The sequence below is a fragment of the Nonomuraea sp. NPDC049486 genome, from assembly GCF_040676925.1.
In the GTDB taxonomy this organism is placed as follows: Bacteria; Actinomycetota; Actinomycetes; order Streptosporangiales; family Streptosporangiaceae; genus Nonomuraea; species Nonomuraea ferruginea.
Genome location: NZ_JBFAPV010000001.1, coordinates 57,224 through 78,760, shown reverse-complemented (window position 1 = coordinate 78,760; position 21,537 = coordinate 57,224). Strand labels below are relative to the sequence as shown.

Here is a 21,537-nt window from a genome sequence, read left to right as displayed (position 1 = left end):
CGCCGGGCTGATCCGTTGTGAGGGCATGAAGACGCTCACCCGGCCGATCGCGGCTGCCGCCGCGCTCGTGGCGGCTCTCGCCGCCTGCACCTCGGCACCTCCTGACAAGGCGCCCAGCACCCCGCTCGGGCAAGTCCGCCTGGTCTCCTACAGCGACTGCGACGAGCTGCTGGCCGGGTTGCGCGAGAAGGCGGCCGCGAACGTGGGCCCGTGGGGCTTCGGCGGCCCGCAGATCATGTACATGGAAGACGCGACGGCGGCCAGGGACAGCACGGCCAAGGCGACCCCCGACCACTCCACCACGAACGTGCACGAGGCCGGCGTGGACGAGCCCGACCTGGTCAAGACCGACGGCGACCGCGTCTTCACCGTCAGCGGCGGCGTCCTCCGGGTCATCGACACCGCCACCAGGAAGGTCACCGGCTCGCTCGACCTGAAGGGCGACGACGGCGGCTACTCCCCCGCCGACCTGCTGGTCTCCGGTGACCGGGCGCTGGTGCTGCTCCAGGGCGGCGGCATGGCCGCGACCCGGATCGCCGACGGGTTCGCGCCGCCGGGCCAGACCCGGTACGTGCTCGTCGACCTCGCGGGCGAGCCGAAGGTGATCGGTTCGATCAAGCCCGAGGGCGCCCACGTGGACGCCCGCATGGTGGGCTCCACGGTCCGGCTCGTCACCCGCGGCCAGCCCGCCATCGCCTTCCCCGAGGCCAAGGAGAACGTCGGCGAGGCCGAGCGCAAGGCCATGAACCAGGCCGTGGTCCGCGGCGCCCCGCTGACCGCCTGGCTGCCCGAGATCGAGATCACCGACGCGTCGGGCGCCGTCAGGAAGGCCACGGTGCCGTGCGAGCGGGTCAGCCACCCGGCCGAGTACACCGGCACCTCGATGCTCACCCTGCACACGCTCGACCTGGCCCAGGGCGTCACCGCCGCAGGGTCGGACCCGATCGCGCTCGCCGCCGACGGCGACATCGTCTACGGCACCGGCCAGAGCCTGTACGTGGCGAGCAACCCGCGCTGGTGGTGGCCGGTCCAGCCGGTGGACGTCGAGCAGGCCCCGGCGACCGAGCCCTCACCGGACGAGCCCACCCCCGGCGGGCCGCCGCCCGAGGAGACCGAGGTGCACCGGTTCGACGTCTCGGGACCGGGCGCGCCCTCGTACGCGGCCTCCGGCAAGGTGCCGGGGCGGCTGCTGAACCAGTACTCGCTGTCGGAGCACGACGGCCACCTGCGCGTCGCCACCACGCTCGGCTCCGCCGACGGCAGGAGCAGCTCCAGCAGCGTGCACGTGCTCGACGCCGCCGGCATGAAGACCGTCGGCCAGGTCGGCGGGCTGGGCAAGGGCGAGCGGATCTACTCGGTCCGGTTCATCGGCCCGGTCGGCTACGTCGTCACGTTCCGCCAGGTGGACCCGCTCTACACGCTGGACCTGCGCGACCCGGCCGCCCCGAAGGTCACCGGCGAGCTGAAGATCACCGGCTACTCGGCGTACCTGCACCCGGCGGGCGACGGGCGGCTGATCGGCGTCGGGCAGGAGGCCAGCACGGAGGGCAGGACGCTCGGCACGCAGATCTCCCTGTTCGACGTCGCCGACCCGGCGAACCCGCGCAGGCTCTCGCAGCTCTTCCAGAAGGACTCCGGCTCCGAGGCCGAGTGGGACCCGCACGCGTTCCTCTACTGGCCGAAGACCGGCACCGCGGTCATCCCCCTCAGCAGCCACGCCGACGGCACGTTCGAGACCGGCGCGACCGTACTGAAGATCACCGACTCCGAGGTGACCAGGACGGGCACGATCCAGCACCCGAGCCGCACCGAGCAGGGCCTCGCCTACCAGCCCGGCATCCAGCGCTCGATGGTGATCGGCGACGCGATCTGGACGTTCTCGTACGAGGGCGCGCAGGTCAACGACCTGGCCACGCTCGCGAAGCAGGCGTGGATCCCGCTCACCTCATGACGAGGGCTCGACCGGCACGATCTCGGGGGCGCCGAGCCTGATGGCGTCGGCCTCCTGGTCGGTGTCCTGCTCCTGCGACAGGCGCTCGGCCTCGATGCGCTTGGTGTAGTACTCGACCTCGCGCTTGACCTGCTCGTCGTCCCAGCCCAGCGGGCCGGCGAGCAGTTCGGCCGCCTCCTGGGCGACGGCCGTGCCGCGGTGGAAGGTCTCGATGGAGATGTGCGTGCGCCTGGTCAGCACGTCGTTCAGGTGGCGGGCGCCCTCGTGGGTGGCGGCGTAGACGATCTCGGCCCGCAGGTAGTCGTCGGCCCCGTACAGCGGCTTGCCCAGCGACGGGTCGGCCTCGACCAGCGCCAGCACCTCGTCGATCATCGAGCCGTACCGCTGCAGCAGGTGCTCGATCCTGGCCACGTGCAGGCCGGAGTCGTACGCGATCCGGTGACGGGAGTTCCACAGCGCCTGGTAGCCCTCCGCCCCGGCCAGCGCGATGCGGTCGGTGCACGAGGACGGCACCCGCTGGTCGAGCCCGTGGGCGACGGCGTCGACGGCGTCCTTGGCCATCACCCGGTAGGTGGTGTACTTGCCGCCCGCGATCATCACCAGGCCCGGCACCGGGTGCGCGACCACGTGCTCGCGCGACAGCTTGGACGTCTGGTCCGACTCGCCGGACAGCAGCGGCCGCAGCCCCGCGTAGACGCCCTCCACGTCGTCCCTGGTCAGCGGCACCGACAGCACCTCGTTGACGTGGTCGAGCAGGTAGTCGATGTCGGCACGGGACGCGGCGGGGTGCGCCTTGGTCAGGGTCCACTCGGTGTCGGTGGTGCCGATGATCCAGTGGCGGCCCCACGGGATCACGAACAGCACGGACTTCTCCGTACGGAGGATGAGCCCGGTGCGCGAGTGGATGCGGTCGCGCGGCACCAGCAGGTGGATGCCCTTGGAGGCGCGCACGTGGATCTGGCCGCGCCCGCCGACGAGCTCCTGGATGTCGTCGGTCCAGACGCCGGTGGCGTTGACCACCTGCTGCGCGCGCACGTCCAGCTCGTCGCCGGACTCCAGGTCGCGCACCCGCACGCCGGTGACCCGCTCCCCCTCGCGCAGGAACCCGACCGCCTGGGCGCGCGGCGCCACGTGGGCGCCGTAGGTGGCGGCGGTGCGCAGCAGCGTCATCACGTAGCGGGCGTCGTCGACCTGCGCGTCCCAGTACTGCACGGCGCCGGTGAAGGCGGACTTCCGCAGCGCCGGGGCCAGCCGCAGCGCCCGCTTCCTGGACAGGTGGCGGTGCCCCGGCACGCCCCTGGTGAGCCCGGAGGCGAAGCCGAGCGTGTCGTAGAGCATCACGCCCGCTCCCACGTACGGGCGCTCCCACCCGAAGTGGGTCAGCGGGAACAGGAAGGGCACCGGCCGGACCAGGTGCGGGGCGATGCGCTGCAGCAGCAGCGCCCGCTCCTGCAACGCCTCGCGGACCAGGTCGAAGTTGAGCTGTTCGAGATAGCGCAGGCCCCCGTGGATCAGCTTGGACGAGCGCGAGGAGGTGCCCGACGCGAAGTCGCGGGCCTCGACGAGCCCGACCTCCAGCCCTCGCGTGGCGGCGTCGAGCGCGATGCCCGCGCCGACCACCCCGCCGCCGACCACGACCACGTCCAGCTCGCGCGACGCCATCGCCGCCAGCGCCGCCCCCCGCTCGACGGGCCCGAGCCGGGCCACGCACTTACCCGCAGCCATCCGCATTCCCCCTGCGTTGTGAGACTTGGGTCCATACCTACCCGTTATGCGCGAATCACCTTCACACCCGCCTCGGCGAAGCGGGCGGCGTCGGCTTCGGGCAACCGCTGGTCGGTGACAAGGGTGTCGATCTCCTCGATGGGGCAGATACGGGAAAATGCCCGCTTCCCCAGCTTCGAGGAGTCCGCCACCACGGCGACCTGCGCCGCCCGGCTGATGAGCAGGTGGTTGACGCTCGCCTCGCCCTCGTGGTGCGCCGAGGCGCCCAGCTCCACGTCGAGCGCGTCGACGCCGAGGAAGGCTATGTCGAGCGTGACCTCCTCCAGCACGCCCGAGGCCAGCGGTCCTATCAGCTCGTACGACTGCGGCCTGGCCACCCCGCCGGTCACCACGATCTTCACGTGCTGCCGGACCACCAGCTCGGCGGCGATGTTGAGCGCGTTGGTGACGATCGTGAAGCCCGACTCCAGCGTCGCCTGCGTGGCCAGCGCGCGGGCCAGCTCGGAGGTGGTGGTGCCGCCGTTGAGCCCGACCACGGCGCCGGGCCGCACCAGCTCGGCGGCGGCGGCCGCGATGCGGTGCTTCTCGTCGGCGTGCCGGGCGGTCTTGTAGCGCAGCGGCAGGTCGTAGCTGACGCTCTGGGCGACCGCGCCTCCCCGCGTGCGCATGAGCATCTGCTGCTGGGCGAGCTGGTCGAAGTCGCGGCGGATGGTCGCGGTGGAGACGTCGAGCGCGCGGGCCGCGTCTTCGACGGAGAGCCTGCCTTCTTGCGCGAGCAGCTCGAGGATCGCGTTCCACCGGTCGTATCGGGACACGATCACCCTCCTTCGGAGATCCGTCAAGGGGGCAAGCGTGGCATACCCTCGCATCGGTAGCCACCAGTGCCCAATTTTGCACTTTTATGCTATAAAAAATGCAGAAACAAGCATTACGGAGGTAGCGGTGACCACCCATACCGAAGCCGAGATCGCTTCCCAGCCCGACTGCTGGCGCCGAGCGGTCGCCGGCGTCCCCGCCGGCGCGCTGCCCCGCCCGGGAGAGCGGGTCGCCGTCGTCGGCTGCGGCACCTCCTGGTTCATCGCGATGGCGTACGCGGCCCTGCGGGAACGCGCCGGGCAGGGCGAGACCGACGCGTTCGCCGCCTCCGAGGCGCCCACCGGGCGGCGCTACGACCGGGTGCTGGCGCTGAGCCGCTCCGGCACCACCACCGAGGTGCTCGACCTGCTGTCCAGGCTCGACACCGCGTCCACGGCCATCACCGCCGACCCGGAGTCGCCGATCATGCGGGCCGCCGGGCAGGTGATCGTGCTCGACCACGCCGACGAGCGCTCGGTCGTGCAGACCCGGTTCGCCACCACCCAGCTCGCCCTGCTCCGCGCCAGCCTCGGCGAGGACCTGGAGCCCGTCATCGCCGACGCCGAGCGGGCCCTGGCCGAGCCGCTGCCCGACGAGCTGATCACCGCCGAGCAGGTCACCTTCCTCGGCTCGGGCTGGTCCGTCGGGCTGGCGCAGGAGGCCGCGCTGAAGATGCGCGAGGCGTCCCGCTCGTGGACCGAGGCCTACCCGGCGATGGAGTACCGCCACGGCCCGATCAGCATCGCCGGCCCCGGCCGCGTCACCTGGATGCTCGGCACCGCCCCCGAGGGCCTGCGCGCGCAGGTGGAGGCGACCGGCGGCACGTTCACCGAGAGCGACCTGGACCCGATGGCCGAGCTGGTCCGCGCCCAGCGGGTGTCGGTGGCCAGGGCGTTCGCCCGCGGGCTCAACCCCGACGAGCCCCTCCACCTCACCCGATCTGTGATCCTTTCTCCATGAGCCTTACTCTCGCCGACGCCCGCATCGTGACCCCCGACGCAGTCCACGAGGGGTGGCTGACCATCGAGGACGGCCGCATCACGCATGTCGGCCACGGATCCGCCCCCCGTCCCGGCCACAGCTTGGGCGGGCGGCACGTCGTGCCCGGCTTCGTCGACATGCACAACCATGGCGGGGCGGGCGGGTCCTTCCCCACCGGCGAGCAGGACAAGGCGCGCGACGCGGTGGCCCTGCACGCGCGCCACGGCACCACCACGACGGTGGCCAGCCTGGTCACCGACACCCCCGAGCGCCTGGCCGCGGCCGCCGCGTCGCTGGCCGAGCTCTGCGACGAGGGCCTGCTGGCCGGCATCCACTTCGAGGGCCCGTACATCGCCAGGGCGCGCTGCGGCGCGCACGACCCCGAGCTGCTGCGCGAGCCGTCCCCGGCGGAGTTCGCCGCGCTGGTCAAGGCCGGGCGCGGGCACGTGCGGATGCTGACGATCGCGGCCGAGCTGCCGGGCGCGCTCGACACGATCCGGATGGCCGTCGCCGAAGGCGTGGTCGCCGCGCTCGGCCACAGCGCTGCCGACTACGAGCGGACGCTGGCCGGCATCGAGGCGGGCGCCACCGTGGCCACCCACCTCTACAACGCGATGCCGCAGCTCGGTCACCGCGACCCCGGCCCGATCGCGGCGCTGCTGCAGGACGAGCGGGTCACGGTCGAGCTGATCAACGACGGCGTGCACGTGCACCCTGCCATGCTCCGGCTGGCCTGCGCGGTGGCCGGGGCCGACCGGGTGGCGATGATCACCGACTCGATCTCGGCGACCGGGCTGAGCGACGGCGAGTACCTCCTCGGCCCGATGCGGGTGCGGGTGGTGGACGGCGTGGCCCGGCTGACCGAGGGCGGCTCCATCGCGGGCTCCACGCTCACCATGGACACCGCCTTCCGCCGGGCCGTCCGCGAGCTGGGCCTGGCGCTGCCGGAGGTGTCGCGCATGACGGCGCTGACCCCCGCCCGCGTGCTCGGCCTGTCCGGCCGGACCGGCTCGATCGCCGTCGGCAAGGACGCCGACCTGGTGGTGCTCGGCGACGACCTGGAGGTGGCGGGCGTGATGAAGCGCGGCGCCTGGATCGCGGAGCCCTGATGATCCTCACCGTGACGCTCAACGCCGCACTCGACGTCACCTACGAGACGCCACAGATCTCCTGGGACGGGGTGAACCGCGTCGCCGCGGTCCACCGGCGCGCGGGCGGCAAGGGCGTCAACGTGGCCCGCGTCCTGGCCGCCCTGGGCCAGGACGTGCTGGTCACCGGCCTGGCCGGCGGCCCCACCGGCCGGGCCGTCGAGCGTGACCTGGACTCCGCGGGCCTGGCGCACGCCCTGGTGCCCGTCGCGGGCGAGACCCGCACCACGCTCGTCGTCGCCGAGCCCGCCGCGCACACGCTCTTCAACGAGCCGGGGCCGACGGTGGGCGAGGACGAGTTCGCCGACTTCCTGCGCACGTACGAGGCGCTGCTGCGCGAGGCGCGGGCCGTCGTGCTGTCGGGCAGCCTGCCGCGAGGGCTTCCCGTCACCACGTACGCCACGCTGGCCGCCTTCGCCCGCGACCGGGGGGTGCCCGCGATCGTCGACGCCGACGGCGAGCCGCTCCGCCACGCGCCCGACGGCCGCCCCGCGATCATCAAGCCCAACGCCGAGGAGCTGGCCAGGGCCGTCCCGCACGGCAGCCCGGAGGAGGGCGCCGAGGCCCTGCGCGACCGCGGCGCCGGGGCGGTGATCGTGTCGCTGGGCGCGTCGGGGGCGCTGGCGGTCACGGCCGACGGCACGTTCCGCGCCCGCATGCCGTACGCGGTCGACGGCAACCCCACCGGGGCCGGCGACGCGCTGGTGGCCGGGCTGGCGCTCGGCCTGGTCGCCCCGGGACCGTGGCCCGAGCTGCTGCGCCGGGCGGCCGCGCTGGGCGCCGCCGCGGTGGCCGCGCCGGTCGCCGGCGCCTTCGACCCGGGCGTGTACGAGGCCGTCCACCCGCTGATCGAGATCGTCTGAAGGAGCCCCCGTCATGCCCCTCACCGGAATCGGCGACGTCATCCGCCAGTCCCCCGCCGGGGTGGGCGCGTTCAACGTGATCCAGCTGGAGCACGCCACCGCCATCGTGGCCGGGGCCGAGGCCCTGGGCGTGCCCGTGGTGCTGCAGATCAGCGAGAACTGCGTGCGCTACCACGGCGCGCTGGAGCCCGTCGCGCTCGCCGCGCTCGCCGTCGCCCGCGCGGCCACCGTGCCGGTCGCCGTGCACCTGGACCACGCCACCGACCGCGCGCTGGTCGAGGAGGCGGTGGCGCTCGGGCTGGGCTCGGTGATGTTCGACGCCTCCGCGCTGCCCGACGAGGAGAACGTGGCCGCCACCGCCGAGGTGACCGCCTGGTGCCGCGCGCGCGGCGTCTGGGTGGAGGCCGAGCTGGGCGAGGTCGGCGGCAAGGACGGCGTGCACGCCCCCGGCGCCCGCACCAAGCCCCACGAGGCGGCGGACTACGTGGCCAGGACCGGCGTGGACGCGCTGGCCGTGGCCGTGGGCACCTCCCACGCGATGACCACCAAGGACGCCGTGCTGGACCTGGCGCTCATCGCCGAGCTGCGGGCCGCGCTGCCGGTCCCGCTGGTCCTGCACGGCTCCTCGGGAGTGCCCGACGACACCCTGCGCGAGGCTGTACGGAACGGCATGAAGAAGATCAACATCGCGACCCACCTCAACAAGGCGTTCACCGGCGCCGTCCGCGACCACCTCACCCGCGACGCGGCGGTCGTCGACCCCCGCAAGTACGTGAAGTCCGGCAGAGACGCCGTCACCCGCGAGGTCACCCACCTCCTGTCCGTCCTCACGTCGTCCTGACCGCCCGGAGTACGCCTGGTCGTCAGGCGTACTCCGGTGCCATCACCGCCGCCATCCGCAGGTGCGGACCGGCCTCCTCCGCGTGGCCCTGGCGCTGGAGGGTGCGGCCGAGCAGGTGGCGGGCGTACGCGTCGTCCGGCGTGGCCGCGACCAGCCGCTCCAGCACCGCGCGGGCACGGCCGAGCTGCGCCGACAGGTAGTAGCAGCGCCCGGCGAGCATGAGCACGTTGCGGTCGTCGCCGTGCTCGTCCAGCAGCGGCCTGAGCAGCGCCAGCGCGCCGAGCGGGTCGCGCTGGTCGAGCAGCGACTCCGCGTGGCGGTAGCGCTCGACCTCCTCGGGCAGCCGGCGCGCGGGCCGCGCCGCCAGCACGAACTCCCTGATCACCTCCGCCGACTGGGCCCCGGCCAGCGCCTCGGACCCGGCGACGATGGTCGGCGAGGTCCTGACGCCCATGGCCTTGCCCTTGAGCAGCAGCTCCCGTACGAGCTCGTCGCCCGCGCCGGCGTCGAGCAGCGCGCCCCCGCCGGCGAAGCCCGCGTCGGCGGCGAGCCGGTGGAGGGTGCCGCGGTCGCTGATGTCGAGCCGGTCGAGGAAGTGGGCCTTCATCACCCGCTCGGCCACCGCGTCCTGCAGGGCGGGACCGCCGTGCTCCAGGGCGAGGGCGATCAGCCGGTGGGCGTCGCGGCTGTCGGCCCGCCAGGCGGGACCCCACGTCCAGCCGAAGCCTTCCTCGGCGGCGACGAGGGCCACGCGCACGCGGTTCTCGCCGGGGGTGAGATCGGGCGCGCACCGGCGCAGGGCGGCGTCGACCGTCGGGTCGGCCATGGCCTCCTCGTGCGGGACCGCCTGCGCGGGCGCCATCGGGTCGATGCGGAACGGCCGCCACACGACCTCGACGTCCAGCCCTTCGAGCGCCCTCTCCACTCGCCGCTTGCCGATGTAGGCCCAGCCGCAGACCACATCGGCCCAGATCTCGATTCGCATGCTGACAATCTATGCGACAACTGTTGATTAAGCAACATCTGTCGTATAGTGACCATCGTGAACCCCGACGATCCACGCGCCCGGCGCACCCGGGCGAGCCTGCGCGCCGCCGTCCTCGACCTCGCCACCGAGCGCGACCTGGGCGCCATCACCATCTCCGCCGTCGCCAAGCGGGCCGGGGTCAACCGGGCCACGTTCTACCTGCACTACCCGGACGTCGACGCGCTGGCCGCCGACGCCATGGAGGAGGCGGTCGCCGAGGTGGCCAGGGCCGCCGCCCTCTGCCCGCTGGACGCCCCGCGCGACCGCGCGCCCGAGCCCCTGACCACGCTTTTCGCGCACATCGACGGCAACGCCGAGCTGTACGCGTGCATGCTCGGCACCCAGGGCAGCCCGCGCTTCTGCGCCCGGCTCAGAGAGCGGCTCACCGCCGAGCTGGAAGCCCGCTTCGCCGCCGGCGCCCGCCCCGCCGGCTTCGCGGACGTGCCGCCCGGCACGCACGCCGCCTACCTCGCCGGCGCGCTGACCGGCGTGATCGCCCACTGGGTGATCGACTCACGGGACACGCCGTCGGCCGACGTCGCGCTCGCCTTCTGGCGCCTCTTCCGCCCGGCTGGTAAGTGATCTCCATGCACAGAAGCCGCGTCTACGCACTCCTCATCGACACCCCGGCGGACGAGGCCGAGCGGGCCACCGCCTTCTGGTCGGCCGCCCTCGGCGTCCCCGCCCGGCCGCTGCCCGGTTACGAGCAGTTCACCAGCTTCCCCGGCGCCGTCTCCGGACTCGACCTCGCCGTCCAGTCCGTCGACGACGCCCCGCGCTACCACCTGGACATCGAGACCGACGACGTCGACGCGGAGACGGCCCGGCTGGTGGCCCTCGGCGCCACCGAGGTCTCCCGCTGGCAGGAATGCCGGATCCTGCGCGCTCCCGGCGGCCACCTCCTCTGCGTCCTGCCCGCGGAGAGCGACCGCTTCGACGCCGAGGCCACCACCTGGCCCTGACCTCTCACACAACCAGATGGTTGTGCAAACGAATGGTTGTGGCTAGGGTCGGCGTGTGACCGTAGCCGAAGACGAGCTGTCCCTGGTGTTCTCGGCGCTCGCCGACCCGACCAGGCGCGCGATCCTGGAGCGCCTGGCCGAGGGCGACGCGACCGTGAGCCAGCTCACCGAGCCGTTCGCGATGACCCAGCAGGCCGTCTCGAAACACCTGAAGGTGCTCGAACGCGCCCGCCTGATCACCCGCACCCGCACCGCCCAGTCGCGACCGTGCGCTCTCGACACCGAGCGGCTCGACGCCGCCGCCGGGTGGATCGCCCGCCACCGCGAGATCTGGGCCGACCGCCACGACCGGCTGGAGCGGCACCTGGCCGCCCTGCGCGACCGGGACGGGGAGACACCATGACCGAGACCGGCGAGATGACCTACCGGCGCGTCCACCGCGCGTCGCCGGAGCTGCTGTTCGACTGCATGACCACGCCCGAGCACCTCACCCGCTTCTGGGGCCCGGCCGGCACCACCACCCCGCTCGACGGCATCGTGGTCGACCTGCGGCCGGGCGGCGCCTTCGAGACCACGATGGTCGGCGACGACGGCGGCACCTACACGATGAAGGCCACCTACGCCGAGGTGCGCCGCCCCGAGCGGCTGGTGTGGATCGAGCCGGGCGTCGAGGGCGGCATGAAGACCACGATCACCTTCCGCGACCTGGGCGACGGCCGCACCGAGGTGGTCACCCACCAGACCAACGTGCCGGCCGCCTACCTCAGCGCCGAAGCGCGGGCGGGCTTCGCCACCAGCCTGGACCGCTTCGACGCCTATCTGGCCGGCCTGAACCGGGAGGACACCTGATCATGCCGACACTCACCTCACCCGACGGCACCGTGATCGGCTACGAGCGCTCCGGCGACGGCCCCGCGCTCGTCCTGGTCGACGGCGCCATGTGCCACCGCGCCGCGGGCCCGATGCGGCCGCTCGCCGCCCTGCTGAGCTCGTCGTTCACCGTCCACGCGTACGACCGGCGCGGGCGCGGCGAGAGCACCGACACCCCGCCGTACGCGCCCGAACGCGAGATCGAGGACCTGCGGGCGCTCATCGCCGAGGCCGGCGGCGAGGCGTACGTCTACGGCATCTCCTCAGGCGCCGCCCTCGCCCTGAGAGCCGCGGCGACCGGCCCCGGCATCACCAGGCTCGCCCTGTACGAGCCGCCGTACATCGACGACCCCGGCAACGGGGCGTACACCGCCCGCCTGCGCGAGCTGCTCGCCGCCGGGATGAGAGGCGAGGCCGTCGCGCTGTTCATGGCCCACGTCGGGATGCCCGCCCAGGCCATCGACGGCATGCGCGGTCAGCCGATGTGGGCGGCGCTGGAGGCGATCGCGCCCACTCTCGCGTACGACGACGAACTGCTCGGCGGCGGCCGGGTGCCGCACGACCTGGCGTCGGCGATCACCATCCCCGCCCTGGTCCTGTCCGGCGGCGAAAGCCCCAACGGGCTCCAGGGCGCCGCCGAGGCCACGTCGGACGCCATCCCCACGGCCGAGCACCGATCCCTCGACGGCCAGACCCACGACGTCCAGCCGGACGCCCTCGCCCCGGTGCTGGCTGCCTTCTTCGCCTGAGCAACCTATGTTGACTAATTTCGGATTAGTCAACTAACGTTGCTTACATGTCCGCGAGTGAGATCCCCCCTCCCCAGGAGCCCGGCGACGCGCTGGCGGCCGTGGTGGCGCTGCGGCGCCTGGCCGACCAGCTGGAGGACGCCGCCGTCGAGGAGGCGATGCGTGCGGGCTGGAGCTGGCCGCAGGTCGCCGAGGCACTCGGTGTGACGCGTCAGGCGGTCCACCGCAAGCACGCCAAGCGACTCATCGCCGCGGGCGTCAAGCTGAGGAGACGTTCACCGTGAGACCGTTCGACGCGTACCTGCACGCGATCCTCACCGAGGGAGAGGCCGAGGCCCGGCGGGACAGATCGGCGACGATCGAGGCGCAGCACCTCCTGCTGGCCGTCGCGGCCCAGGAGGACACCGCGCCGCAGCGCGTCCTCGCCGAGGCCGGGCTCGGTCACCAGGCCGTCCGCGCCGCGCTCGACCGCGAGTTCGAGCACAGCCTGAGCGCCGTCGGCGTGTCCGCCGCCTTCGGCCTCCCCCGGTCGAGTGTCCTACCCGGACGCCGGCCTGGCATGGGCGCCACGGGCAGGCTCGCCCTGGAGCGGAGCTTCGCGTCCGCGGCACGCAAGAAGGACCTGCGACCGGCACACGTGCTGGTCGGGATCCTGCACGCCGAGGTGGGCACGGTCCCGCGCGCCCTCGCCCTGGCCGGCGTCGACCGCGCCGCCCTACTGTCCCGAGCCCTGGAGCTGATCAACGAATGAACGCGGGAATCCAGCGCGTCCTCGACCGGGCGGTCGCCGGTGGCGGGGTGCCCGGGATCGTCGCCGACGTACGCGACGCCGACCGGTCCTGGTTCGGCACGGCGGGCGTGGCCGACCTGACGACCCGCCGGGCGCGCCGGCCGGGCGAGCACTTCAGGATCGGCAGCCTCACCAAGGCGTTCACCGCGGTGGTGGTCCTGCGGCTGGTGGCCGAGGGCGGGCTGACGCTGGACGACACGGTGGCGACGTGGCTGCCCGGCCTGGCCGAGGAGCAGCTCGGCGCCGACGGCACGACGATCAGCGTCAGGCGGTTGCTCAACCACACCAGTGGCCTGCCGGACGTCATCCCGGGCCTGGAGACGCCGCCCCTGGAGGAGCCGGGCGGCTTCCGCTACTCGAAGGTCAACTACAACCTCGCCGGGATGATCGTCGAACGGGTGACGGGCTCGACGCTCGCCGAGGAGATCGCGCGGCACGTCACCCGGCCGCTCGGCCTGACCGGCACGTACCTCCCCGGGGACGACCAGACACTCCGCGAGCCGCACGCGCGGCACTACGCGAAGCAGCCCGACGCGGAGATCCACGACGTGACCGCGACGGACCTGAGCTGGGCCTGGGCCGCCGGCGGCATGGTCTCGACGACCGCGGACCTGCACGCGTTCCTGCACGCGCTGCTGCGCGGCCGGCTGCTCCCGCCCGGCCTGCGGCGGGAGATGTTCACCACGGTCTCCACCGAGGGGACGGGGTGGGTCCCGCACGCCCGTTACGGCCTGGGCGTCTACTCCCAGCGGCTCTCCTGCGGCGTCACGGTCTGGGGAGGGGGCGGAGCCGTGCCCGGCTCGTGGAGCTACGCCATGGCCGACCGCGACGGCTCGCGCGCGGTGGTCGCCAACGCGAACGGCGACTGGGGCGACCTGATGGCCACCTTCGGCGACCTCCTGGACGCCCGGTTCCGCATGGCCGGAACCGGGCCCTGACCACCGGCGGGATCAGCTCTGGACGGGCGAGACCACGACCTCCACCCGCTGGAACTCCTTGATGTCGGAGTAACCCGTGGACGCCATCGTCCGCTTCAGCGCGCCCATGAGGTTCATCGACCCGTCGGCCACGCTCGAAGGACCGTGCAGGATCTGCGCCAGCGAGCCCACGGTGCCGAACTCGACCCGGCGCCCGCGCGGCAGGTCGGGGTGGTGGGCCTCGGAGCCCCAGTGGAAGCCGCGCCCCGGCGCCTCGACGGCCCTGGCCAGCGGCGAGCCCACCATGACGGCGTCGGCCCCGCAGGCGATGGCCTTGGCGATGTCGCCGGAGGTGCCCATGCCGCCGTCGGCGATGACGTGCACGTAGCGGCCGCCGGACTCGTCCATGTAGTCGCGCCGGGCCGCCGCCACGTCGGAGACCGCGGTCGCCATCGGCACCGCGACGCCCAGCACGTTGCGGGTGGTGTGGGAGGCGCCGCCGCCGAAGCCGACCAGCACGCCGGCCGCGCCGGTGCGCATCAGGTGGAGGGCGGCGGTGTGGGTGGCGCAGCCGCCGACGATGACCGGCACGTCAAGCTCGTAGATGAACTGCTTGAGGTTCAGCGGCTCGGCCCGGCCGGAGACGTGCTCGGCGGAGACCGTGGTGCCGCGGATGACGAAGATGTCGACGCCGGCGTCGATGACCGCCTTGTGGTACTGCACGACCCGCTGCGGCGACAGCCGGACGGCGGTGGTGACGCCCGCGGCCCTGATCTCCTCGATGCGCCGCCCGATCAGGTCCTCCTGGATCGGGGCCGTGTAGATCTCCTGGAGGCGCTTGGTGGCAGCCTCGGCGCTGAGGGAGGCGCACTCCTCCAGCAGCGGGGTCGGGTCCTCGTAGCGGGTCCAGAGACCTTCGAGGTCGAGCGGGGCCAGCCCGCCGTGCCGGCCGATCTCGATCGCGGTGGCCGGCGAGACCACGCTGTCCATCGGGGCGACGACGACGGGCAGCTCGAACCGGTACGCGTCGATCTGCCAGGCGATCGAGACCTCTTCCGGGTCGCGGGTGCGCCGCGACGGCACGAGGCCGATCTCGTCGAGCGAGTAGGCCCGGCGGCCCGACTTGCCCCGGCCGATCTCCACCTGCTGAGTCATGGATTACCTTCTGTGATAGTTAGGAGCTTCCACGGTCATCTGGATGTCGTGGGGATGGCTCTCCTTGAGACCCGCCGCGGTGATGGGCATCAGCTCGCAGTCGGTGTGCATCTGCTCGATGGTGCGGCAGCCCGCGTACCACATGCCCTGGCGCAGCCCGCCGACGAGCTGGTGGGCGACGGCGGCGGCCGGCCCGCGGTAGGGCACCTGGCCCTCGATGCCCTCGGGGATGTACTTGTCCTCGCCGCCGACCTCGGCCTGCGCGTAGCGGTCCTTGCTGAAGGAGGTGCCGCCCCGCTCGCGGTTGCGCACCGCGCCGAGGGAGCCCATGCCGCGGTAGGACTTGAACTGCTTGCCGTTGATGAAGATCAGCTCGCCCGGCGACTCCTCGCACCCGGCCAGCAGCGAGCCGAGCATGACCGAGTGGGCGCCGGCGGCGATGGCCTTGGCGATGTCGCCGGAGTATTGCAGCCCGCCGTCGCCGATGACCGGCACGCCCGCCGGCGCGCAGGCCAGTGACGCCTGGTGGATGGCGGTGATCTGGGGCGCGCCCACGCCGGCGACCACCCGGGTGGTGCAGATGGAACCGGGGCCCACGCCCACCTTGACGGCGTCGGCGCCCGCGTCGACCAGCATCTGGGCGCCGGCCCTGGTGGCGATGTTGCCGCCGATGACGTCGACCTTGGCGTTGGCCTTGATCTTGCCGATCATGTCGGCCAGGCCCTTGGAGTGGCCGTGGGCGACGTCGACCACGATGACGTCGACGCCGGCCTCGATCAGCGCCCTGGCCCGGGTCTCGGCGTCGCCGCCGACGCCGACGGCGGCGCCGACGACGAGCCGGCCGTCGGCGTCCTTGGTGGCCAGGGGGTACTGCTCGCTCTTGGTGAAGTCCTTGACCGTGATCAGGCCGCGCAGCCTGCCGTCGGGGTCGACCAGGGGCAGCTTCTCGATCTTGTTACGCCGCAGGAGGGCGAACGCGTCGTCGCGCGAGACCCCGACCGGGGCGGTGACCAGCGGCATCTTCGTCATGACGTCGCGTACGGGACGCGTGTGGTCGGTCTCGAAGCGCATGTCGCGGTTGGTCACGATGCCGACGAGGATGCCCGACGGGTCGGTGACCGGCACGCCGGAGATGCGGTAGGTGGCGCACAGCCGCTCGACCTCGGCCAGCGTGTCGTCGGGGCTGCACGTCACGGGGTTGGTGACCATGCCGGCCTCGGACCGTTTGACCAGGTCGGCCTGCTGGGCCTGCTCCTCGATCGACAGGTTGCGGTGGAGGATGCCGATGCCGCCCTGGCGGGCCATGGCGACGGCCATGCGGGCCTCGGTCACGGTGTCCATCGCGGCGGAGACCAGCGGGATGTTGAGCGTGATGCCGCGCGAGAGCCGGGTGACCGTCTCGGCCTCGCCCGGCTGGAGATCCGAGTAGGCCGGCACGAGCAGCACGTCGTCGAACGTCAGACCCGTCTCCGTGAACTTGGACATGCCGCGGCCCCTCCCTGCCTCGCCTGATGACGCCAAGTCTAGAGGGTGTGCGCAAAACGTATGGATGCCGGGAGGACGAGGACCCCCACGGTTCGTCGTGCTCCCGGCATCGAAAGAGCCGGAGGGCGGAACGATCTGCCGTCCGCCCCCCGGCCACCGGCATCCGGGCCGGGAGCGCGCCGTGGCCACCGAACCCCCCTCCGCGTCCTGATGGCCTGCGTCGCTCCGGCCGCCTGGGCTGCCGACGCTCTGTTAAGCCTGGGTCACTCTTCGGCATGCCGCAACGTGAAAACGTGCAATTGCACGAAGTTGCACCCCTCCGGCCCAACCTGCGGACAACCGCCGGATGCCGGGTTATCCTCAGGCACGCCGTATCCCCCCAACGGAGCACGCCACGATGCGCAACGAGCAGCGGACCCTGGCCGATCCGCTCGAAACGCTGGGCCTCGACCCCACCCAGACGGCCCTCTACACGGCTGTGCTGCGCCTCCACCGGGCCACCCGGAGCGAGCTCGCCGAGGTCATGAACGGCCCGGTCGACACCTTGGCCGGCCAGCTCGACGACCTGGTCAGGCTGGGGGTGGTCGACGAGCAGTCGGGCGAGTACCTCGCCAGGCACCCCGCGGCCGCCCTGGGCCGGCTGGTGGCGGACCGCCTCGACCTGCTCGCCGAGGAGAGCCGCAGGATCGACAGCGCGCTGGGCTCGATCCGCACCCTGATCCGCGACTACGACATGGGCCGCGACTACCGCAGCGGCCCGTTCCCCGTCGAGCTGGTCGGCGGCGCCGACGTGCTGTACGAGAGCGTCATGGGCATGGCGGTGCAGGCGCCGCCGCTCACCCTGCTCGTCGCGATCCCCGACGGGCGCACCATGACGGACTTCGCCCGCAAGTTCGCCGACCCGTGGATCGACGCCCAGGAGCGGGGCCTGATGGTGATCCGCGCCGTCGTGCCGGTCGACGCGCTGACGTTGCCGGGGGTGCGCGACGCGATGACGCGCGTGATCGCCACCGGGGGCAGCATGCGGACCCTCGACAGGGTGCCGAGCTGGTTCATGACGGCCGGGGCGGAGGCGGCCGGCCTGCCCGCCCGGTGGGGCGGCAACCTGCCCGAGGTCGCGTACAACTTCTACCTGCTGCGCACCCCGATCGTGGTGGGCATGCTGAGCTCGCTGTTCGAGGAGCTGTGGAGCAGGGCGGTCCCGCTGCCGTGGGGGCGCAGGGGCGACGCCATGGCGCAGGTGGTCCGCCTGGCCGCGCAGGGCCTGTCGGACGAGGCGATCGCCCGCCACCTCGGCGTGTCGGTCCGTACGGTGCGCACGAGGTTCGCCGAGGCCATGACCGAGCTGGGGGCGCAGTCGCGGTTCCAGGCGGGTGTGGAGGCGGCGCGGCGCGGATGGCTCGACCAATGACCACCATGGGCGCCGCCCCGGTCTTATGGTGGGAAGGTGCCGGAAGACGTCCCCCGCGACCCGTTCGCGGATGATCCCGACGACCCGTCCTCGGCGATGGGCGGGTTCGACGACGCCGAGCCGCTGACCGCCGCCGAGCGCGACGAGGCGATCACCGACCTGGCCGACGTGGAGGTCTTCCGTTCCCTGCTCGAACCGCAGGGCGTGCTGGGGCTCGTGCTCGACTGCCCGGAGTGCGGCGAGCAGCACTTCTTCGACTGGGACCTGCTGCGCGGCAACCTGCGCCAGATGATCGAGCAGGGCCGGCCGCAGGTGCACGAGCCGGCGTTCCATCCCGACCCGGCCGACTACGTCACCTGGGAGTACGCCAGAGGCTACGTCGACGGCGTCATCGACACCGAGGAGCGCCGCTGATCGAGGACGTCCGCGACCAGCACGGCGAGCACCCGCGCGGCGGGGTCGTGGTGGTCGGGAAGCCCTCCGGCGGCGAGCGCGTCGAGCAGCGCGTCGCTCTCGTCCTCTGGCGTCAAGCGGACTCCAGCTCGGCCATCTGCCTCAGCCTGGCGAGCGCCCGGTGCTGGGCGACGCGTACGGCGCCTGGTGACATGCCGAGTACATTACCGGTCTCCTCGGCGGACAGCCCGGACACCACACGCAACAGCAGCAGCTCGCGCTGGTTGCGCGGCAGCCGGGCGAGCAGCCTGCGGGCGTGCTCCACCTCGATGTAGCGGACGACGGTCTCCTCCGGACCCGGCCCGTCGTCGGGCCCGTCGGGCAGGTCCTGTGTCGGCACGGCCGAGCGCACGGAGCTGCGCAGCGCGTCGGCCACCTTGTGCGAGGCGATGCCGAACACGAAGGACGCGAACGGCCGTCCCATGTCGCGGTATCGCGGCAGGGCGGACAGGACCGCGATGCACACTTCCTGGGCCACGTCATCTGCTATGTGATATTGCCCCGACACCCTGCCCAGCCTGGCGCGGCAATAGCGCACCACCATCGGACGCAACTCGCCGAGCAAGGATTCGATCGCGGTGCGATCGCCCTGCACGGCGAGGGTTGTCAGTTCTCTTAGGTCGGAGTCATCCGTCCGTGCCGGAAGTCTCGACGCGAGCCTTACCCCAATTTTGGCGTCGGCGACGCTTCCCTCGCTCACGATAGGCATGATGCCCGCGTTGATCCGGCATGTCGTCATGGCGAACGGCTACGGATTGGTCACATTGACGCGTCGATAACTCTCGGTAATCGGATGACAACACTAAGCCTTTGACTGTGGCGCAATATTTCACCGAATAACCCGATACGCACGACATTTGTCAGACGTGGACGCTTACCGCCTGCTTGAGGTTTACCGAATTGATCCGACATTCTCCATCAAGATTCGCCGCCCGCTACATGACATACCACTGGCGTTTCGAAAGCAGGTACGACTGCGAAACCGGTCCGGGCGGTGACCGAAAACCACGACGGCCCGCACCGGAGCCGGTGCGGGCCGTGAGGAGCCGAACGTGGGTCAGTGGCCGTGGCCGTGACCGTGGCCCTGGCCGGCGGCCGGAGCCTCCTCCTCGGGCTTGTCGACGACGAGCGCCTCGGTGGTCAGCAGCATCCCCGCGATCGACGCGGCGTTCTGCACGGCCGAGCGGGTGACCTTGACCGGGTCGATGACGCCCTGGGCGAGCAGGTCGCCGTACTCGCCGGTGGCGGCGTTGAGGCCGTTGCCGGCGGACAGCTCCGCCACCTTGTGCGTGACGACGTAGCCCTCCAGACCGGCGTTCTCGGCGATCCAGCGGGTCGGCTCGACCAGTGCGCGGCGCACGATGGCCACACCGGTCGCCTCGTCGCCCGTCAGGCCGAGGTCGTCGAGCTCCTTGGCGACGTGGATCAGCGCCGAGCCGCCGCCGGAGACGATGCCCTCCTCGATGGCCGCGCGGGTCGCGGAGATCGCGTCCTCGAGACGGTGCTTCTTCTCCTTGAGCTCCACCTCGGTGGCGGCGCCGACGCGCAGCACGCACACGCCGCCGGCCAGCTTCGCCAGGCGCTCCTGGAGCTTCTCGCGGTCCCAGTCGCTGTCGGACTGCTCGATCGCGAGCTTGATCTCCTTGACGCGGTCCTCGATGGCCGCGGCGTCACCGGCGCCGTCGACGATCGTGGTGCTGTCCTTGTCGATCACGATGCGGCGGGCGGTGCCGAGCACCTCCAGGCCGACGTTCTCCAGCTTGAGGCCGATCTCCTCGCTGACGACCTGGCCGCCGGTGAGGATGGCCATGTCCTGCAGCATCGCCTTGCGGCGGTCGCCGAAGCCCGGGGCCTTGACGGCGACGGAGGTGAACGTGCCGCGGATCTTGTTGGTGACCAGGACGGCCAGGGCCTCGCCCTCGACGTCCTCGGCGACCACGAGCAGCGGCTTCTTGGTCTGGGCGATCTGCTCCAGCAGCGGGAGGAAGTCCGCGATGGAGGAGATCTTGCCCTGGGTGAGCAGGATGTAGGCGTCCTCCAGGACGGCCTCCATGCGCTCGGTGTCGGTGACCATGTAGGCCGACAGGTAGCCCTTGTCGAACTGGAGACCCTCGGTGAACTCCAGGTCCATGCCCATGGCGTTGGACTCTTCGACGGTCAGCACGCCGTCCTTGCCGACCTTGTCGAACGCCTCGGCGATCAGCTCGCCGATCTTGGCGTCCTGGGCGGAGATCGTCGCGACGTTGGCGATCTCCTTCTTGTCCTCGACCGGCCGGGCGGAGGCGAGCAGCTTGTCGCTGACCTCCTTGGCGGCCTTGTCGATGCCGCGCTTGAGCGACAGCGGCGAGGCGCCGGCCGCGACGTTGCGCAGGCCCTCACGGACCATGGCCTGGGCCAGGACGGTCGCGGTGGTGGTGCCGTCACCCGCGATGTCGTTGGTCTTGGTGGCCACTTCCTTGGCGAGCTGGGCGCCGAGGTTCTCGTAGCGCTCCTCAAGCTCGATCTCGCGGGCGATGGTCACGCCGTCGTTCGTGATCGTCGGAGCACCGAACTTCTTGTCGATGACGACGTTGCGGCCGCGGGGGCCGAGGGTTACCTTCACGGCATCCGCGAGGGCGTTGACGCCGCGCTCGAGCGCGCGGCGGGCGTCCTCGTTGAATTCCAGGATCTTCGCCATTTTTGCTGAAAGTCCTCTCCTAGCGTCGAAGGCCCCGGGGCTCTAGAGCGCCCGGGGCCCGACACAACCGGCTTACTTCTCGATGATCGCGAGAACGTCGCGGGCGGAGAGCACGAGGTACTCCTCGCCGCCGTACTTGACCTCGGTGCCGCCGTACTTGCTGTAGAGGACGATGTCGCCCTCACTGACGTCGAGCGGAATCCGCTTCTCGCCGTCCTCGTCCCAGTTGCCGGGACCCACCGCGAGGACCTTGCCCTCCTGCGGCTTCTCCTTGGCGGTGTCGGGAATGACCAGGCCGGAAGCGGTGGTCTGCTCTGCCTCAAGCGGCTGAACCACGATGCGGTCGCCGAGCGGCTTAACGGGAACCTTGGTGGCGGTCGTCACGATCGGACCTCCCCTTCAGATGTGACTGATTAGAAGAGGCGACCAGCTGGGCCTGCCGTCGCGGGTGCCAGACCTGCCTCGTCGCACGTTGGCACTCTCAAGGGGAGAGTGCCAACAGGAAACATATGCAAGAGGGGCTTGACAGTCAACACGAACTCGTCTGCTCACAGCGATCGTGGGCAAGCTTTCACGAGGTCGACCCGGACTCCGGAGCCTCCTGGAGCTCCAGCCTACGTCCGCGCGGGGCCCCCACGGGCCGACACGCTGGCCCGGAAGCACTCCGTACGGGCGCT

At 72.0% G+C, this 21,537-nt stretch carries 24 protein-coding genes; 15 read left to right on the top strand and 9 right to left on the bottom strand.

Annotation, left to right across the window (positions count from 1 at the left end):
* Positions 1 to 25: 25 nt before the first annotated feature.
* Positions 26 to 1,951 carry a beta-propeller domain-containing protein gene (locus AB0K05_RS00465; RefSeq protein WP_364225239.1) on the top strand — a complete coding sequence of 642 codons (1,926 nt, stop codon included), beginning with the start codon at positions 26 to 28 and terminating at the stop codon, positions 1,949 to 1,951.
* Here the strand turns inward: AB0K05_RS00465 and AB0K05_RS00460 are convergent.
* Together AB0K05_RS00460 and AB0K05_RS00455 are read right to left on the bottom strand one after the other, a co-directional pair.
* A complete protein-coding gene (locus AB0K05_RS00460; protein WP_271274709.1) occupies positions 1,946 to 3,676 on the bottom strand; it encodes a glycerol-3-phosphate dehydrogenase/oxidase in 1,731 nt (576 codons plus the stop codon). The two genes, AB0K05_RS00465 and AB0K05_RS00460, sit on opposite strands and share 6 nt — an antisense overlap.
* A 44-nt stretch (positions 3,677 to 3,720) precedes the next feature.
* Positions 3,721 to 4,491 (bottom strand): DeoR/GlpR family DNA-binding transcription regulator, encoded by a 771-nt coding sequence (locus tag AB0K05_RS00455; protein WP_148036845.1) that lies wholly within the window; start codon positions 4,489 to 4,491, stop codon positions 3,721 to 3,723.
* A 127-nt stretch (positions 4,492 to 4,618) separates the two neighbouring features.
* Here AB0K05_RS00455 and AB0K05_RS00450 point away from each other — a divergent pair, with 127 nt between their 5' ends.
* From AB0K05_RS00450 to AB0K05_RS00435, 4 genes are read left to right on the top strand one after another with little or no spacing between them, the layout of a single operon-like run.
* Entirely contained in the window at positions 4,619 to 5,491 is an 873-nt protein-coding gene (locus tag AB0K05_RS00450) for an SIS domain-containing protein (RefSeq protein WP_219545130.1), read from the top strand.
* Positions 5,488 to 6,621: an N-acetylglucosamine-6-phosphate deacetylase gene (gene nagA / locus AB0K05_RS00445; protein ID WP_364225234.1), complete on the top strand. Its 1,134-nt coding sequence runs from the start codon at positions 5,488 to 5,490 to the stop codon at positions 6,619 to 6,621. Before AB0K05_RS00450 ends, nagA begins: the two co-directional genes overlap by 4 nt.
* On the top strand, positions 6,621 to 7,523 hold the full coding sequence (locus AB0K05_RS00440) for a 1-phosphofructokinase family hexose kinase (RefSeq protein WP_271274706.1): 903 nt from the start codon (positions 6,621 to 6,623) through the stop codon (positions 7,521 to 7,523). Before nagA ends, AB0K05_RS00440 begins: the two co-directional genes overlap by 1 nt.
* 13 nt (positions 7,524 to 7,536) lie before the next feature.
* On the top strand, positions 7,537 to 8,364 hold the full coding sequence (locus AB0K05_RS00435; protein WP_271274705.1) for a class II fructose-bisphosphate aldolase: 828 nt from the start codon (positions 7,537 to 7,539) through the stop codon (positions 8,362 to 8,364).
* Positions 8,365 to 8,386: 22 nt separating this feature from the next.
* Here AB0K05_RS00435 and AB0K05_RS00430 read toward each other — a convergent pair whose 3' ends face one another.
* Complete coding sequence (locus tag AB0K05_RS00430) at positions 8,387 to 9,349, bottom strand: DsbA family protein (protein WP_271274704.1); 963 nt, start codon at positions 9,347 to 9,349, stop codon at positions 8,387 to 8,389.
* 57 nt (positions 9,350 to 9,406) lie between these two features.
* On the opposite strand from AB0K05_RS00430, the gene AB0K05_RS00425 reads away from it, so the two are divergent.
* From AB0K05_RS00425 to AB0K05_RS00390, 8 genes are read left to right on the top strand one after another with little or no spacing between them, the layout of a single operon-like run.
* Complete coding sequence (locus AB0K05_RS00425) at positions 9,407 to 9,973, top strand: TetR/AcrR family transcriptional regulator (RefSeq protein WP_364225229.1); 567 nt, start codon at positions 9,407 to 9,409, stop codon at positions 9,971 to 9,973.
* Positions 9,974 to 9,978: 5 nt separating this feature from the next.
* Positions 9,979 to 10,353 (top strand): VOC family protein, encoded by a 375-nt coding sequence (locus tag AB0K05_RS00420; RefSeq protein ID WP_364225226.1) that lies wholly within the window; start codon positions 9,979 to 9,981, stop codon positions 10,351 to 10,353.
* A gap of 55 nt (positions 10,354 to 10,408) precedes the next feature.
* A complete protein-coding gene (locus tag AB0K05_RS00415) occupies positions 10,409 to 10,756 on the top strand; it encodes a metalloregulator ArsR/SmtB family transcription factor (RefSeq protein ID WP_364225223.1) in 348 nt (115 codons plus the stop codon).
* Positions 10,753 to 11,202: an SRPBCC domain-containing protein gene (locus AB0K05_RS00410; protein WP_364225220.1), complete on the top strand. Its 450-nt coding sequence runs from the start codon at positions 10,753 to 10,755 to the stop codon at positions 11,200 to 11,202. The genes AB0K05_RS00415 and AB0K05_RS00410 overlap by 4 nt, the downstream gene beginning before the upstream one ends.
* Positions 11,203 to 11,204: 2 nt before the next feature.
* Positions 11,205 to 11,972, top strand: coding sequence for an alpha/beta hydrolase (locus AB0K05_RS00405; RefSeq protein WP_364225217.1), 768 nt, complete (start codon positions 11,205 to 11,207; stop codon positions 11,970 to 11,972).
* A 47-nt stretch (positions 11,973 to 12,019) separates the two neighbouring features.
* Positions 12,020 to 12,256, top strand: coding sequence for a hypothetical protein (locus AB0K05_RS00400; RefSeq protein ID WP_271274697.1), 237 nt, complete (start codon positions 12,020 to 12,022; stop codon positions 12,254 to 12,256).
* Positions 12,253 to 12,723: a Clp protease N-terminal domain-containing protein gene (locus tag AB0K05_RS00395; protein ID WP_364225213.1), complete on the top strand. Its 471-nt coding sequence runs from the start codon at positions 12,253 to 12,255 to the stop codon at positions 12,721 to 12,723. The genes AB0K05_RS00400 and AB0K05_RS00395 overlap by 4 nt, the downstream gene beginning before the upstream one ends.
* Positions 12,720 to 13,700 (top strand): serine hydrolase domain-containing protein, encoded by a 981-nt coding sequence (locus AB0K05_RS00390; protein WP_364225210.1) that lies wholly within the window; start codon positions 12,720 to 12,722, stop codon positions 13,698 to 13,700. Before AB0K05_RS00395 ends, AB0K05_RS00390 begins: the two co-directional genes overlap by 4 nt.
* A 12-nt stretch (positions 13,701 to 13,712) precedes the next feature.
* Here the strand turns inward: AB0K05_RS00390 and AB0K05_RS00385 are convergent, their stop codons facing one another.
* Together AB0K05_RS00385 and guaB are read right to left on the bottom strand one after the other, a co-directional pair.
* A complete protein-coding gene (locus tag AB0K05_RS00385) occupies positions 13,713 to 14,822 on the bottom strand; it encodes a GuaB3 family IMP dehydrogenase-related protein (protein WP_271274762.1) in 1,110 nt (369 codons plus the stop codon).
* A gap of 15 nt (positions 14,823 to 14,837) precedes the next feature.
* A complete protein-coding gene (gene guaB / locus AB0K05_RS00380) occupies positions 14,838 to 16,319 on the bottom strand; it encodes an IMP dehydrogenase (protein ID WP_219545119.1) in 1,482 nt (493 codons plus the stop codon).
* Between the two features lie 397 nt (positions 16,320 to 16,716).
* Here guaB and AB0K05_RS00375 point away from each other — a divergent pair, with 397 nt between their 5' ends.
* Both AB0K05_RS00375 and AB0K05_RS00370 read left to right on the top strand, forming a co-directional pair.
* Positions 16,717 to 17,730, top strand: a complete 1,014-nt coding sequence (locus AB0K05_RS00375) for a helix-turn-helix transcriptional regulator (protein ID WP_364225206.1) — start codon at positions 16,717 to 16,719, stop codon at positions 17,728 to 17,730.
* Positions 17,731 to 17,766: 36 nt separating this feature from the next.
* Positions 17,767 to 18,144 carry a DUF5319 family protein gene (locus tag AB0K05_RS00370; protein ID WP_148036829.1) on the top strand — a complete coding sequence of 126 codons (378 nt, stop codon included), beginning with the start codon at positions 17,767 to 17,769 and terminating at the stop codon, positions 18,142 to 18,144.
* On the opposite strand, the gene AB0K05_RS00365 is transcribed toward AB0K05_RS00370, so the two are convergent.
* The 4 genes from AB0K05_RS00365 to groES form a co-directional block, all read right to left on the bottom strand.
* Positions 18,105 to 18,260: a hypothetical protein gene (locus tag AB0K05_RS00365; protein WP_187281617.1), complete on the bottom strand. Its 156-nt coding sequence runs from the start codon at positions 18,258 to 18,260 to the stop codon at positions 18,105 to 18,107. The genes AB0K05_RS00370 and AB0K05_RS00365 overlap by 40 nt on opposite strands.
* The gene (locus AB0K05_RS00360) at positions 18,257 to 18,892 is read right to left on the bottom strand and encodes a sigma-70 family RNA polymerase sigma factor (RefSeq protein WP_148036828.1); all 636 of its coding nucleotides are present in this window, start codon (positions 18,890 to 18,892) and stop codon (positions 18,257 to 18,259) included. The genes AB0K05_RS00365 and AB0K05_RS00360 overlap by 4 nt, the downstream gene beginning before the upstream one ends.
* A 348-nt stretch (positions 18,893 to 19,240) precedes the next feature.
* Positions 19,241 to 20,860 (bottom strand): chaperonin GroEL, encoded by a 1,620-nt coding sequence (groL, locus tag AB0K05_RS00355; protein WP_271274693.1) that lies wholly within the window; start codon positions 20,858 to 20,860, stop codon positions 19,241 to 19,243.
* A gap of 72 nt (positions 20,861 to 20,932) precedes the next feature.
* Positions 20,933 to 21,247 carry a co-chaperone GroES gene (groES, locus tag AB0K05_RS00350; RefSeq protein WP_219545199.1) on the bottom strand — a complete coding sequence of 105 codons (315 nt, stop codon included), beginning with the start codon at positions 21,245 to 21,247 and terminating at the stop codon, positions 20,933 to 20,935.
* Between the last annotated feature and the right edge of the window lie 290 nt (positions 21,248 to 21,537).